Genomic DNA, 13866 nt, shown 5'->3' on the forward strand with positions numbered 1-13866 from the left:
CGGCTGGTCCGGCTGGTCGGGCTGGTCGGGCTCGGTGGGCTGGGCGGGCTGGTCGGGCTCGGTGGGCTGGGCGGGCTGGTCGGGCTCGGTGGGCTGGGCGGGCTGGTCGGGCTCGGTGGGCTGGGCGGGCTGGTCGGGCTGGTCGGGCTCGCCCGGCACGCAGTACTCCCAGTCCTTCTCGTCGACCCCGCCCCGGCCGGAGTTGTCCTCGCCGAAGTGGTAGCTGTAGCCGTTCGACTCGGTCCAGGTGATGCACATCCCCGGCTGGAGGCCGAAGTACGACCACGGCACGAACGTCGCGCCGATCAGCTCGCGGTGGATGTCGACGTTGAGGTTGTCCGCACCCGGGACGTTGACGTTGACGTAGCCGTTCGCGGGGATCGGCTCGCTGAAGTGCAGCCCGTCGCGCGCCCACCAGAAGGGCCGGTCGTAGCCGTCCTCCTGGTAGCCGTCGGTGACGGTGGTGCGGAGCGGGGCGGGCGCGCCCGCGTCGCCGCAGGTCGCGCAGTCCGTGGCGGGACCCTCCGGGGCGGTCGCGGTGGTGCCGCCGGCGACGGCGTCGTCCGAAGGAGCGGGATCCTCGGCGGGCGTGGCCGCGTCGGAGCTCGCCGCGGGCGTCTCCCCGGCCTCCTCCTGCCCGGTCGCGGGTGGCTCGTCGCCGGGGGTCCCCTCGGTCGCCGCGCCGGGGTCCCCGGCATCGGGACCGACGCTGTCGGGGTCGGCGGCGTCGGCCGGGACCGACGCCGCCGGCTGGGCGGGGGCGGCGTCGTCCGTCGTGGGGCCGGCCGGGGTCGTCCCGTCCGCCGCGGTCGTCGTGGCGGCGTCGGTGGTGGCGGTGACCGCCGGTGGGTCGGCCGTCACCGTGGCGTCGGGGGCGGGCGGCGCGGCGACCGGCGCCAGCAGCAGGGCGACTGCTGTGGCCGCCGGGACGGTGATCGGGGACATGGCTCCTGCTCCTCACGTGTCGCTGAGGGCGGGGCGCCGGGGCGTCCCGCCCTCGCCGATGTCGCTGCGCGTCGGTGCGGCAGCGCTGCGTGCGGAATCCATCCGACGGCCGTGGCGGAGCTGCACGGCCCGTGTGCGAGGAGGTGGAGCAGCGGAAGGGGTGACAGTGAGCAGGTCGGAGCGCCCCGGTGAGCAGCACCCGGGGCGTGCGTGTGCGCACAGGGGCGCTCGGTGGGACGTCGCACGGACGGGCGACGTCCCGGGCGCGGTGCTACCGGCGCGTTCCGGTGGACGTGCGGGCTGCGACGCCGGTCACCGGGGCGCGACCGGGCCGAGCACCTCCACCCGCAGCCCCGCGTCGTCGCGCCGGACGTCCGCCCGGACCCCGAACACGTCCCGCAGCGTCCCGGCCGTGAGCGCGTCGGCGGTCGGGCCGGCGGCGTGCACCCGCCCGGCTCGCAGGACCACGAGCCGGTCGCAGTACCGCGCGGCCAGCCCGAGGTCGTGCAGCACGACCACCACGGTCGGCCCGGACGCGGCCAGGCCGGTGAGCAGCGCGAGCAGCTCGTGCTGGTGCTGCACGTCGAGGTGGTTCGACGGCTCGTCGAGCAGCAGGACCCGCGGCTCCTGGGCGAGCGCCCGGGCGGCGTGCACGCGCTGGCGCTCGCCGCCGGACAGCGTGCGCCAGCGGCGCCGGCCGGTGCCGGACATGCCGACCAGCTCCAGGGCGTGGGCGCACGCGGCCTCGTCCTGCGGGGTCGGCGGGGCGAGGCGCCCGCGGTGCGGCAGTCGCGCGAGGGCGACCACGTCGGCGACCGTCAGGTCGGTGTCGGTGTCGCCGGACTGCTCCATGACGGCCAGGGTGCGGGCGCGCTCGCGGCGGGGGATGTCCGCGAGCGGGCGCCCGCCGAGCAGCACCTCCCCGCGCGCGGGCGCGATCGCGCCGGACAGGGTGTGCAGCAGGGTCGTCTTGCCCGAGCCGTTGGGGCCGATCAGGCCGGTCACCCGGCCGGGCGGCGCGTCGACGTCGACCGCGTCGAGGACCGGCGCGGAGCGGCCCCGGACGCGGACGGTGAGGCCGTGGCCGGCGATCCCCACCGGGCCGGGCGTCACCCGCGCTCCCGGCGCCGCAGCACGACGAGGAACGCGGGGACGCCGAGCAGCGCGGTGACGACGCCGGCGGGGATCTGCCGCGGCGCGAGGGCCGTGCGCGCGACGGTGTCGGCGAGCACGAGGAACAGCGCGCCCCCGACGGCGCTCAGCGGCAGGAGCCGGCAGTGCAGCGGCCCGGCGAGCGCGCGCACGGCGTGCGGGACGATCAGGCCGACGAACCCGATCGCGCCGACGCTCGACACGACGACGGCGGTCACGGCGGCCGTCGTCACCAGCGCCACGGTCCGGACCGTGGCGACCGGGACGCCGAGCGCCGCGGCGGACCGGGCACCGAAGGCGAACGCGTCGAGGTCGGAGGCGATCAGGCGCAGCACGACCAGCGCCGCGGCGGTCACGACGGCGCACAGCAGCACGGCGGGCCACCGTGCCGCGGCGAGCGACCCGGTGAGCCAGGCGGTCATGCCCCGCGCGGCGTCCGCGTCGCCCCAGCCGAGCAGCACCAGCGTGGTGAGGGCGGCGAAGAGCTGGCCGACCACCACGCCCGTGAGGACGAGGCGCCCGGTGCTGGACGCGCTGCGCCCCAGCAGCAGCATGACGAGCGCGAACGCGGCCAGGCCGCCGACGAGCGCCCCGCCGGCCAGCGACACGACGCCGCCCCCGACCCCGGCCACGAGCACCAGCACCGCCCCGGTCGAGGCCCCGGACGAGATCCCGAGCAGGTACGGGTCGGCCAGTGCGTTGCGGGTCACCGCCTGCAGCACAGCCCCGCAGGTGGCGAGGCCCGCGCCCGCGACGCCCGCGAGCAGGACCCGCGGCAGGCGCAGGTCCCAGACCACGGAGTCCGCCAGCGGGGTCAGCGGCTCGACGGGCAGGCCGAGGTGCGCGCCGAGCGACCGCGCCGTCTCGGCCCACGTGAGCTCGCCGCCGCCCACGGCCACCGCCGCGACCGCGACGGCCGCGAGCAGCAGCGCCGCCCCGGCCGTCGCGGCCACCGTCCTCGCGCGCTCAGCGCTGCGCGAGGACGACGTAGTCATCGAGGTGCTGCCAGACGGGGCCCGCCTCGCGGAACCCGCCGGCCCGCAGCGCTGCGACGTGGAACGCGAGCCCGAGGTCCGGGTTCGGCGGCCGGCCGGCGAACCGGCGCTCCCGCTCGGCGGCCAGGGGCGCGAGGTGCGGGTGCGCGGCGAGGGCGGAGAACCACTCGTCCCAGCTCAGCGCCCCCGCCGCCCGGTCGCGCTCCTGGGTGGCCACGTCGTCGCGCCGGGCGAGCTCCTCGAACAGCGGCCGGCCGCCGGGCTGGCGCAGGTGGTCGGCGTTGAGCAGCACGCCGCCGGGCTCGAGCACCTCGGCGACGTCCCGGTAGACCCGGGTCAGGACGTCCGCCGGCAGCCAGTGCAGCGCCGTCGAGGACAGCACGGCGTGCGGGCGCCGCCCGTCGAGCACCCGCGTCCACGTGGGGTCCCAGAGGTCCGCCTCGCGGAACGCGACCCGGTCGCCGTGCCCGGCGAGCGCCAGCCGGCCGAGCTCGAGCAGCATCGGGTCGTAGTCGACCGCGACGCACGTCACGCCGGGGAACCGGTCCAGCACCCGCGCGGAGACCGAGCCCGGTCCGCACGCCAGGTCGACCACGAGCGCGCCGGGCGGCACGGTCTCGGCCAGCACGTCGAGCATGACGTCGAACCGGTCCTCGCGGCGGTTGATGTACGCGGCCTGCTGGCGGTCCCACGCGGCGAGGTGCTCCCGGGCCCATGCGGTCGTCGGGGCGCTCACGCGTCCGCCCCCGCGTCCGCCCCCGCGAACCCGACGAGCGCGTCCGACAGCGTCGCGAGCGCGTCCACGCTGCGGACCGACGGGTCCATCTCCGTGGCCGGGATCGCGACGAGCCGGTCGGCCCGCACCGCGGACAGCTCGGCGGTCACCGTGTCGTCGCGCAGCATCGCGGTCTTGTCCGCGGCGCTGTCCCCGGCGAGCCCGCGCGACAGGTCGGCGAGCACCAGGACGTCCGGGTCGCGCTGGGCGATCTCGTCCCAGCTCGTCTCGGCCCACTGCGCGTCGAGGTCCGCGAACGCGTTGCGACCGCCCGCGAGCTCCGTGAGCGTCTGCGGCAGCCCGGTGCCGCCCGCGACGATCGGCGCGCCGTCGATCGTCGAGTACAGCCAGGCGACGTCGAGGTCGCCGGCGTCGGGCGCGGACGCGGTCACGGCGTCGAGCACCTCCTGCTGCCCGCGGACCAGCTCCGCGCCGCGCTCCTCGACGCCGAAGACGGCGGCCAGGTCCGTGACCTCGGCGAAGATCCGGTCGAAGCCGGTGTCCCCGGTGACGAGGGAGGGGTCCTCGCAGTCGTTCGCGGACAGGTACGCGGGAACCCCGAGGTCGGCGAGCTCGGTGCGGGCGCCGACCGCGTCCGCACCGAACGCCGAGGCGCGCATCGAGTAGACGAAGTCCGGGTCCGTCGCACGGAGCTGCTCGGCGGTCGGGTACTGGGCGGCCAGCACCGGCACCTCGGCGTAGGCGTCGGCGTACTCGGGCGCGACGGCGTCGGTGAGGTAGCTCGTGCCGGCCATCCGGTCCTCGAGCCCGAGCGCGAGCAGCAGCTCGGTGGCGCCCTGCTCGAGGGTGACGGCGCGCTCAGGCGGCGCCGGGACCGTGACGTCGAGGCCGCAGCTCGTCAGCGTGACGGGGGCGGCGGTCGAGCCGCTGCCGGCGGCGGGCGCGGCGGCGGGGGCGCTCGCGCACCCCGCGAGCACGGCGACGACGGCCGCCGTGGCAGGAATGAGAATCGTTCGCATGAACGGGATCGTACGCGACCGTCGCGTCACCCTGCGCCGGGGGCTCAACCGCCGCGCGGCCGCGCCGATGCAACAGGTGTGCCCTCCACCGCGCGCTGCGCGCGGCGTGTGTGCCGCTGCCGGTGGCCGGTGGCGGAGAGCTGCCGCGGCAGTCGCCCGCCCCGGAGGGCGTCGACGCTCGCTAGTGTCGCCAGCGTGCCGGACGACGAGAAGCTCGAGATCGCCGCGCTGGGCGCCGCCCTCAAGGTGGAGCGCCAGCGCCAGCGGCTGTCCGTGAAGACGCTCAGCGAGCTGTCCGGCGTGAGCTTCGGCCTCATCAGCGAGCTGGAGCGCGGCAAGGGCAACCCGAGCTTCGTCTCGCTGCACCGGCTGGCCGCCGCGCTGCAGGTCACGCTGCCCAAGCTGCTGTCGGGCCTCGGCGGCGACGAGATGGTGGTGCGCGCGCAGGAGCGGCACCGGCTGCCCGAGACGCCCGGGGTCGCGGCGCCGCCCGTGCGGGAGCTGCTGACACCCCGCATGCAGTCGAACCTGCAGCTCATCCGCTCGACTCTGCCGGCCGGCTTCACCAACGAGGGCCGGCCGTTCCGGCACCTCGGCACGGAGTCGGTGCTCGTGGAGGAGGGCCGGCTGCTGGTCGTGCACGGGGAGCGGCGGGTGGAGCTCGGCCCCGGGGACGCGATGACCTACGGCTGCTCGACGCCGCACTGGTGGGCGAACGCGCACGACGGCGTCACGGTGGTGCTCGGCGCGGTCTCGCCGACGGAGAGCTGAGCGCCGCGGGTCACGCGGCCGGCGACGACGCCCCGGGCAGCGCGAGCAGCCGCTCCAGCTCGTCGACGGGCCGATCGCCGTCGTCCACCCGCAGGTCGACGGCGAGCTGCGGGGGCCAGATCCGCTCGGAGGTGGTGCGCGCCACCTGCAGCGCGGCGCTCTGGCGTCCGCGCCGGTCGCCGCCCGCGGCCTCCCCGGCCCGCAGCGCGGCGGCCAGGCGGTGCGCGAGCGCGAGGGCGGGGTCGACGGGCGACACCACGGGCGCGTCGAACGTCTCGGTGAGCGCCTCGGCGAGCTCGGGCTCGAGCGCGGGGGCCTGGGCGGGCACGCCGGTGCCGGAGGTCCAGGCGGCGAGCATCGCGTCGAGCACCTCGGGCCCGGTGAGCAGGTTGCCGACCACGACGACGCCGGGCGCCACGAGCCCGCCCGCCCAGGCCGTGCAGGACGCGCCGGTGCGGTGGGCGCCGCGGCCGTCGGGGGTCAGGGCGGCGACCTGGCGCAGCTCGGGCTCCTCGTCCCAGTCCGGCACCCGGGCGACGGCGGCGGCGGGGGACTCCCCGTCGGCGAGCGCGCCGAGCAGCAGGCCGCGCAGCCGGCGGTTGGTCCACGCCTGGCTGACCGTGACGCCGGCGTGGGGCGCGACGGCGAGCACGGCGTTGCCCGCGGCCAGCGAGCGGCTCGCGGTCGCGGCCCCGAGCAGGCCGGGCTGGGCGACGAGGATCGTGTAGGTCAGGGCGGGCTCCGTGTGTTGCGGTCGTGTTTCGACTCGGCCGAGCGACTTGTCCGATTGTGGGGTGAGGGGTCAGGCTGATGCAACGATCAACATGGTGATGCATCCGCGGGCCCCCCACCGCCGCGGTCGCCCACCCCGAGCCCCCGGAGACCTCATGCGACGACCTCCCGCCCGCAGGGCCCTCACCGCCGGCGTCGCCGGCGCCGCCGCCGGGATGCTGCTGCTCTCCGCCTGCTCCGCGGGCGAGTCCGTCGACCTCGACGGCGCGGACGGCGACGCCACCGGGGCGTCCGACCTGCCGGTGCTCCGGGCCGCGATCGCCGGCGAGCCGGACCAGCTCGACCCGCAGTCGACGTCCTCCTACTTCGCGTTCCAGGTGCTCGAGAACGTGTTCGACACGCTCGTCGAGCCGGACGAGAACCTCGAGATGCAGCCGGCGCTCGCGGAGTCCTGGGAGGTCAGCGACGACCAGCTCACCTGGACGTTCCACCTGCGCGACGGCGTGACGTTCCACGACGGCAGCGACTTCACCGCCGAGGACGTCGTGTACTCCTACGACCGGATCGTCGACGAGGAGCTGTCGAACGCCTGGAAGTTCGCGGCCGTGGCCGACGTCGAGGCCGTGGACGACCTCACCGTCGACATCACGGTGTCGCAGCCGACGCCGAACCTGCTGTCCAACCTGGGCGGGTTCAAGGGCATGGCGATCGTCGAGCAGGCGAACGTCGAGTCGGGCGACATCACGACGGCCCCGGTCGGGACCGGGCCGTTCTCGCTCGCGTCGTACTCGCCGGGGGAGTCGATCGACCTCGTGGCGAACCCCGACTACTGGGGCGGGGCGCCCGGCATCGGCGGCGTGCACTACACGTTCGTCTCCGAGGGCAGCACCGCGATCGCCGCGCTCCAGAACGGCGAGATCGACTGGACGGACTCCATCCCCGCGCAGCAGCTCGAGCAGCTCCGGGACGCCGAGGGCGTCGAGGTCGGCACGTCGCCGTCGAACGACTACTGGTACCTCGCGCTGAACGAGGCGAACGCCCCGTGGGACAGCGTCGCCGCGCGGCAGGCCGTCGCGTACGCGATCGACCGCGAGTCGATCCTCCAGGCCGTGTCCTACGGCACCGCGGAGGAGAACCAGCTCGCGATCCCCGAGGACTCGGTCTGGTACACGGAGTACGACGAGTACGACCTGGACCTCGACCGGGCGCGCGAGCTGCTCGCCGAGGCCGGCGTCACCACGCCGCTGACGCTCGACTTCCTGGCGACGTCCGACTACCCGGAGACCGTCACGGCGGCGCAGATCATCGCGAGCAACCTCGAGCCGCTCGGCATCACGGTCGACATCCGCACGGTGGACTTCGCCACGTGGCTCGACGAGCAGAACACCGGCAGCTTCGACCTGCTGATGATGGGCTGGCTCGGCAACATCGACCCGGACGACTTCTACTACGCCCAGCACCACAGCGACGGCGGGTCCAACGCCCAGGGCTACTCCAACCCCGAGGTGGACGCGCTGCTGGACGCGGGCCGCGTCGAGACCGACGACGACGCGCGCCAGGAGCTGTACGCGCAGGCGGCGACGACCATCGCGGACGAGGCCAGCTACATCTACCTCTACAACCCGTCGGTCGTGCAGGCGTGGAGCACGGACCTGCAGGACTACACGGCGCGGTCCGACCGGGCGATCCGGTTCCGGGACGTGACCCTGGCGGGCTCGTGACGCACCCCCCGCGGGGGACGGGGGCGCGCCCGTGACGGGGTCGGGCGCGCTCCGGTTCCTGGCGCGCCGGGTGCTGCACTCGGCCGTCGTGCTGCTCGGCGTGATGGTCGTGGTGTTCGCCCTGGTGCACCTGGTGCCGGGCGACCCCGTGCGCATCGCGCTCGGCACGCGCTACACCGAGGAGTCGTACCAGGCGCTGCGGGCGGCCAGCGGTCTCGACCGGCCGCTGCTCGAGCAGTTCGTCTCGTACGTCGGCCACGCGCTCACCGGCGACCTCGGCGTGAGCTTCCGGTCGGGCGAGCCCGTGACGACCACGCTGCTGCAGCGGCTGCCCGCCACGGTGTCCCTCGCCGTCGTCGGGCTGCTCGTCGCCCTGGCGATCTCCCTGCCCGCGGGCATCTGGTCGGGGCTGCACGAGGGGCGGGTGTCCGACGCCGTCGTGCGGGTGACCAGCCAGGCGGGCGTCTCGGTCCCGGACTTCTGGCTCGGCCAGATGCTCATCCTGGTGGTCGCGATGACGCTCGGGCTGCTGCCGACGTCCGGGTACGTGGCGCTGTCGCAGGACCCCGCCGGGTGGGCGCGGCACGTGCTGCTGCCCGGGCTGACGGTGGGCCTGGTGGCCGCCGCCATCATGACCCGCTACATCCGCACCGCCGTGCTGGAGGTCGCGCACGCGGGCCACGTCCGCACCGCGCGGTCCAAGGGCCTGCCCCCGCGCGTGGTCACCGGCCGGCACGTCGTGCGCAACGCGATGATCCCCATCCTCACGATCACCGGCATCCAGCTCGCGACGATCCTCGGCGGCGTCATCGTCGTCGAGGTCGTGTTCGCCTGGCCCGGGCTGGGGCGCCTGGTGTTCGACGCGGTCGCCGCACGCGACTACGCCCTGGTGCAGGGCGCGGTGCTGCTGATCGCGGTGCTGTTCCTGGTGGTGAACCTGGTGGTGGACGTCCTGTACTCCGTCGTCGACCCGAGGATCCGGCTCTCATGACGACCGACGCCCGGCAGGACCCCGTGACGCCCGGGACGCCCGGCTCCCCGCCGACGGCAGCGAGCACGACCGCCGGCCCCGTGGCCCGCTGGCGGCTGCTGCTCGGGAACCCGGTCAACCTGGTCAGCGCCCTGGTGCTGCTCGTCGTGCTCGTCGTCGCGGTGCTCGGCGCGCGCCTCGCGCCGTACGGCGTCAACGCGGTCGACGTCCCCGCGGCGCTCCAGGGGCCGTCGGGGGACCACCTGTTCGGCACCGACGACCTGGGGCGCGACGTGTTCTCGCGCGTGCTGGTCGCCACGGGCGTCTCGCTGCAGGTGGCGCTCGCGGCGGTGGCGTTCGCGCTCGTCGTGGGCGTCGGCCTCGGCGTCGTGTCCGGGTACGCGGGCGGCTGGCTCGACACGGTGCTGATGCGCGTCGTCGACGTGATGTTCGCGTTCCCCGTCATGCTGCTGGCGCTCGCGATCGTGGCCGTGCTCGGCCCGGGCCTGACGACCACGCAGCTGGCCATCGGCATCGTCTACACGCCGATCTTCGCGCGCGTCGCCCGCGCGGCCGCGCTGTCCGTGCGGGTCGAGCCGTACGTGCAGGTGTCGCGCACCATGGGCACCGGGCACGTCGAGATCCTGCGCCGGCACGTGCTGCCCGGGGTGAGCGGCCCCGTCATCGTGCAGACGTCCCTGTCGGTCGCGTTCGCGATCCTGTCGGAGGCCGCGCTGTCGTTCCTCGGGCTCGGCGTGCAGCCGCCGCAGCCGTCGTGGGGGCGGATGCTCTACGACGCCCAGGGGTTCCTGGGGTCCGCGTGGTGGATGGCGCTGTTCCCCGGCCTGGCGATCTTCGTGACCGTGCTCGCGCTCAACCTGCTCGGCGACGGGCTGCGGGACGTGCTCGACCCGCGCCAGCGCACCCTGCTGCAGACCCGACGCCTGGTCAGGAGGAGCCGCCGATGAACCCCGTCCTCGAGGTGACGGACCTGCGGGTCGACATCGGCCCGACGCCGATCGTCCGCGGCGTGTCGTTCGCCGTGGAGCCCGGGCAGACCCTCGGCATCGTCGGGGAGTCCGGGTCCGGCAAGTCGATGACCGTGCTCGCGGCGACCGGGCTGCTGGACGCGCCCGGCGCGCGGGTGTCGGGCAGCAGCGTGCTCGGCGCGCCGGTGGGCGGCGGGGCCGGCGGGGCCGGGGGCGCGGGCGGGACGACGCAGCTCGTCGGCGCCTCGGCCCGCACGCTGCGGTCCGTCCACGGCGACCGCATCGGGTTCGTGTTCCAGGACCCGTCGACGTCGCTCAACCCGATCCTCACGCTCGAGCGGCAGATCACCGAGAGCCTGGAGGCGCACCGCGGCCTGACCGGTCGGGCGGCCCGCGCGCGGGCGCTGGAGCTGCTGGAGGCCGTCGGCATCCCCGACCCGGAGAGCCGGCTCGCGTCGTACCCGCACCAGCTCTCGGGCGGCCAGCGGCAGCGGGTGATGATCGCGGTCGCGCTGGCGTGCGACCCGGCGCTGCTGATCGCCGACGAGCCGACGACCGCCCTCGACGTGACCACGCAGGCGCAGGTGGTGGACCTGGTGCGCGAGCTCCAGCACCGCTTCGGCACGGCCGTCGTGTGGATCAGCCACGACCTCGGGCTCATCGGCCAGGTCGCCGACGACGTCACCGTGCTGCGCGACGGCCTGCAGCTCGAGACGCAGCCGGTGCTCGACCTGGTGGACCGGCCGCGCGACCCGTACACCCGGGAGCTGCTCGCCGCCCGCCCGCTGCTCGGGCAGTCCCGCCCGGCGCCCGGGCCGGCGGACGCCGAGGTGCTGCTCGCCGTCGAGGGTCTCGACGTGCGCTACGACGTCCGCGGCCCCGCCGGGCGCACGCAGGTGCACGCGGTCGACGACGTGTCGTTCGAGGTCCGGCGCGGGCGCACGCTCGGCGTCGTCGGGGAGTCCGGGTCGGGCAAGTCGACGATCGCCGGCGTCCTCACCGGGCTCACGGTCCCGCGCGCGGGCACGGCGGAGCTGGACGGGGTCGACGTGCTGCACCAGCGGGGCGCGGCCCTCAAGGCGCTGCGCCGGCGGATCGCCATGGTGTTCCAGGACCCGTTCTCGTCGCTCAACGGCCGGTCCGCGGTCGGGACGTCGATCGCCGAGCCGCTGCGGGTGCACGGGCTGGCGCGCGGCCGGGAGGCGACGGCCCGCCGGGTGGGCGAGCTGCTGGAGCTGGTGGACCTGCCGGCGTCCTGGGCGTCCCGCTACCCGCACGAGCTGTCCGGCGGGCAGCGCCAGCGGGTGTCGATCGCGCGGGCGCTGGCGCTGGAGCCGGACCTGGTGATCCTCGACGAGTCGACCGCGTCGCTCGACGTCTCGATCCAGGCCCGCGTGCTCGAGCTGCTCGCCCGCCTGCAGGCGGAGCTCGGGCTGACCTACCTGTTCATCGCGCACGACCTCGCGGTGGTCGAGCGCGTCAGCCACGACGTGCTGGTGCTCAAGGAGGGGCGCACGGTGGAGCACCGCCCGGCGGCGGAGCTGTTCGCCGACCCGCGGGACGACTACACGCGCGCGCTGCTCGCGGCCGTCCCCCCGGTGCGGCCGCGGGCGGGGCGGGCCGCGGCGGGGTAGCGGCGGGTCACACCAGCCCGAGCTCCGCGAACGCCGGCACCAGCCCCTCAGCCCCGGGCCCGGCGGCCACGTGGTCCGCCAGGGCCAGCAGGCGCGGGTCGGCGCCGGCGATCGCGACGGACGTGCCGGCGTACTCGAGCATCTCGAGGTCGTTCGGCCCGTCGCCGAACGCGACGACGTCCTCGCGCCCGGCGCCGAGGTGGTCGAGCACCGTCTGGATGCCGAGGGCCTTGTGGACGCCGGCGAGCTGGATCTCCCCGGCGGTGTCGCCGAGCCCGGTGATGGAGGACGGGAGCAGGTCCAGGCCGTCGCCGAGGGCGTCCGCGACGACGGGCCACGGGGACGCCGCGCCGAAGTACGTCACCTTGGCGAACGAGCACTCCTCGAGGCGCTCCGGCACGCGCAGCGCGTCCAGCACGTCGCCCTGCCCGTCCGCCGCGGCGTCGGGGTCGCGCAGGTGGCCGCCGAGCAGCTCGCCGAGCCGCCGCCGGACGTCGGGCCGGCCGTACAGCGCCTCGGGGGCCTCCAGCAGGTAGGCGGCGTCGTGGGCGTCGAGCACGGCGATCACACGCTCGGCGAGGTCCCGGGGGAACCGCTGGTCGCGCAGCACGGCGCCGCCGACCTCGACGTAGCCGCCGGCGGACGCGACCATCCCGTCGAACCCCGCGGCGAGGATGTGCCGGGTCAGCATCGAGCGCGGCCGGCCGGTGCACAGCAGGACCCGGTTCCCGGCGGCCCGCGCTGCGGCGACGGCCCGGGCGTGCCCCGGCGGGACGACGCCGCGGTCGGCGTAGGTGCCGTCGATGTCGAGGAACACGATGCGGGGCCGTGCGGGGGGAGCCATGCCCCCAGCCTCCCTCACGCGGCGCTGGGCCGTCCGGGCGACCGCCGTCCGGGTGGTGCCCGCGGTGGGGGGCCGGTCGCGCGCGGTCGCGCCGCGGGCGGGCGCACAGTTCACCCACAAAGTGGATCAAAACCGTCCAAACCGGACGCTAGCGTGGAGAGCCGCGCTGCGGCCGTCGCGCGACCAGGAGGGGCACCGTGCACCTGAGGCTCATTCCGCTGTCCGACGTGACCCCCTCCGACGTGGAGGCCTGGCACCGCCTCGCCGACCGGGCGGTGTGGCCGAACATGTACCTCGACCCGCGGTTCCTCGTGCCCGCGCGGCACCGCGGTGACGAGGCCTCCGACGTGCGCGTCGTGGTCGTCCAGGAGGGCGGGGAGTGGCTCGCCGCCCTGGCCGTCAGCACCAAGCCCGTCGCGCGGCGGGTGCCCGTGCTCGCCGCGACCACCGGCGGCGAGTTCACCACCGTGCACTCCGACCGGCACCACCCGCTGCTGCGCCGGGGCCGGGAGGCCGAGGCGCTGGAGGCGCTGCTGCGCGGCCTGACCTCCGTCGGGCTGCCGGGCCTCGTGCAGCTCCGGCGCTTCCCCGGTGAGGGGCCGCTGGCCGACACGCTCGCCGAGGTGCTGGGTCGCACGCCGATGCGCGCGTGGGAGCGGCGGCGGGACGCCGGCGCGTTCGCCCCGCGCGAGGCGATGACGGTCCCGGAGCTGCCGCCGCTCGTCGACGGGGTGCTGGTGGACCCGCCGCTCGCCACCGACCACATGGCCACCGACGAGCGCCGCAACATGCGCCGCGGCGTCCGGGGCCTGGTCCGCGAGACCGGCGGGCCCCTGGAGCTGCACGACCTGTCCGCCGACCCGGGCGCGGAGGACGACTTCGTCGAGCTGCAGGCCGCCGGGTGGAAGGGCGACGCGACGCAGGGCGGCTCGGCGCTGCGGCTCGACCCGCGGGCCGAGCGGTGGTTCCGCGAGGTCGTCGGGCTGTTCCGGCGGGACGGCGACGCCACGGTGCTGCGGCTCGCCGCCGGCGGGCAGACGCTCTGGCACGGGTACGCGCTGCGGTCCGGCGGGGCGTACTTCGGGTTCCTCGACGCCTACGCCGAGCAGCACCGGCGGTACAGCCCCGGCGCGATCGGGCGGATCGCCAACCTCACGTACCTGTTCGCCACCACCGACGCGCCGTTCTTCGACCCCGGGTTCGACTCCCGCTACACGGCGGGCGCGCGGCTGTTCCCGGAGTCGCGGCCGGTGGTGGACGTGCTGGTCTCGACGCGGGGTCTCACCGCGCACGCGGTGCTGCGCGCGGCGCCGACCGCACGCCGGCTCGGGCTGCTGGCCTCCTGACCGGCGCGCCGC

At 76.0% G+C, this 13866-nt stretch carries 12 protein-coding genes and 1 pseudogene; 6 read left to right on the forward strand and 7 right to left on the reverse strand.

Annotated features, from left to right (window positions below):
- From AAHH18_RS08260 to AAHH18_RS08280, 5 genes and pseudogenes are all read right to left on the reverse strand, one after another.
- A pseudogene (locus AAHH18_RS08260) lies at nt 1-945 on the reverse strand (hypothetical protein); the annotation flags it as partial.
- A 312-nt stretch (nt 946-1257) separates the two neighbouring features.
- A complete protein-coding gene (locus AAHH18_RS08265) occupies nt 1258-2058 on the reverse strand; it encodes an ABC transporter ATP-binding protein (protein WP_343301270.1) in 801 nt (266 codons plus the stop codon).
- Entirely contained in the window at nt 2055-3050 is a 996-nt protein-coding gene (locus AAHH18_RS08270) for a FecCD family ABC transporter permease (protein WP_343301271.1), read from the reverse strand. Before AAHH18_RS08270 ends, AAHH18_RS08265 begins: the two co-directional genes overlap by 4 nt.
- A gap of 13 nt (nt 3051-3063) precedes the next feature.
- Complete coding sequence (locus AAHH18_RS08275; RefSeq protein WP_343301272.1) at nt 3064-3828, reverse strand: class I SAM-dependent methyltransferase; 765 nt, start codon at nt 3826-3828, stop codon at nt 3064-3066.
- Complete coding sequence (locus AAHH18_RS08280) at nt 3825-4847, reverse strand: ABC transporter substrate-binding protein (RefSeq protein ID WP_343301273.1); 1023 nt, start codon at nt 4845-4847, stop codon at nt 3825-3827. Before AAHH18_RS08280 ends, AAHH18_RS08275 begins: the two co-directional genes overlap by 4 nt.
- A gap of 195 nt (nt 4848-5042) precedes the next feature.
- Between AAHH18_RS08280 and AAHH18_RS08285 the strand changes: the two genes are divergently transcribed.
- Entirely contained in the window at nt 5043-5618 is a 576-nt protein-coding gene (locus AAHH18_RS08285) for a helix-turn-helix domain-containing protein (protein ID WP_283319396.1), read from the forward strand.
- Nucleotides 5619-5628: 10 nt separating this feature from the next.
- Here the strand turns inward: AAHH18_RS08285 and AAHH18_RS08290 are convergent, their stop codons facing one another.
- Nucleotides 5629-6351, reverse strand: coding sequence for a DUF1028 domain-containing protein (locus AAHH18_RS08290; protein WP_343301300.1), 723 nt, complete (start codon nt 6349-6351; stop codon nt 5629-5631).
- Between the two features lie 154 nt (nt 6352-6505).
- On the opposite strand from AAHH18_RS08290, the gene AAHH18_RS08295 reads away from it, so the two are divergent.
- The 4 genes from AAHH18_RS08295 to AAHH18_RS08310 are packed head-to-tail and all read left to right on the forward strand — an operon-like array spanning nt 6506 to nt 11664.
- Entirely contained in the window at nt 6506-8071 is a 1566-nt protein-coding gene (locus AAHH18_RS08295; protein ID WP_343301274.1) for an ABC transporter substrate-binding protein, read from the forward strand.
- 31 nt (nt 8072-8102) lie between these two features.
- Entirely contained in the window at nt 8103-9062 is a 960-nt protein-coding gene (locus AAHH18_RS08300; protein ID WP_343301275.1) for an ABC transporter permease, read from the forward strand.
- Nucleotides 9059-10009, forward strand: a complete 951-nt coding sequence (locus tag AAHH18_RS08305) for an ABC transporter permease (RefSeq protein ID WP_343301276.1) — start codon at nt 9059-9061, stop codon at nt 10007-10009. The genes AAHH18_RS08300 and AAHH18_RS08305 overlap by 4 nt, the downstream gene beginning before the upstream one ends.
- On the forward strand, nt 10006-11664 hold the full coding sequence (locus tag AAHH18_RS08310) for an ABC transporter ATP-binding protein (protein ID WP_343301277.1): 1659 nt from the start codon (nt 10006-10008) through the stop codon (nt 11662-11664). The genes AAHH18_RS08305 and AAHH18_RS08310 overlap by 4 nt, the downstream gene beginning before the upstream one ends.
- A gap of 7 nt (nt 11665-11671) precedes the next feature.
- Here the strand turns inward: AAHH18_RS08310 and AAHH18_RS08315 are convergent, their stop codons facing one another.
- A complete protein-coding gene (locus tag AAHH18_RS08315) occupies nt 11672-12508 on the reverse strand; it encodes an HAD hydrolase family protein (protein ID WP_343301278.1) in 837 nt (278 codons plus the stop codon).
- 227 nt (nt 12509-12735) lie between these two features.
- Between AAHH18_RS08315 and AAHH18_RS08320 the strand changes: the two genes are divergently transcribed.
- Nucleotides 12736-13854: a GNAT family N-acetyltransferase gene (locus AAHH18_RS08320; RefSeq protein ID WP_343301279.1), complete on the forward strand. Its 1119-nt coding sequence runs from the start codon at nt 12736-12738 to the stop codon at nt 13852-13854.
- Nucleotides 13855-13866: the final 12 nt, after the last annotated feature.

Source organism: Cellulomonas olei, from assembly GCF_039548315.1.
GTDB lineage: Bacteria > Actinomycetota > Actinomycetes > Actinomycetales > Cellulomonadaceae > Cellulomonas.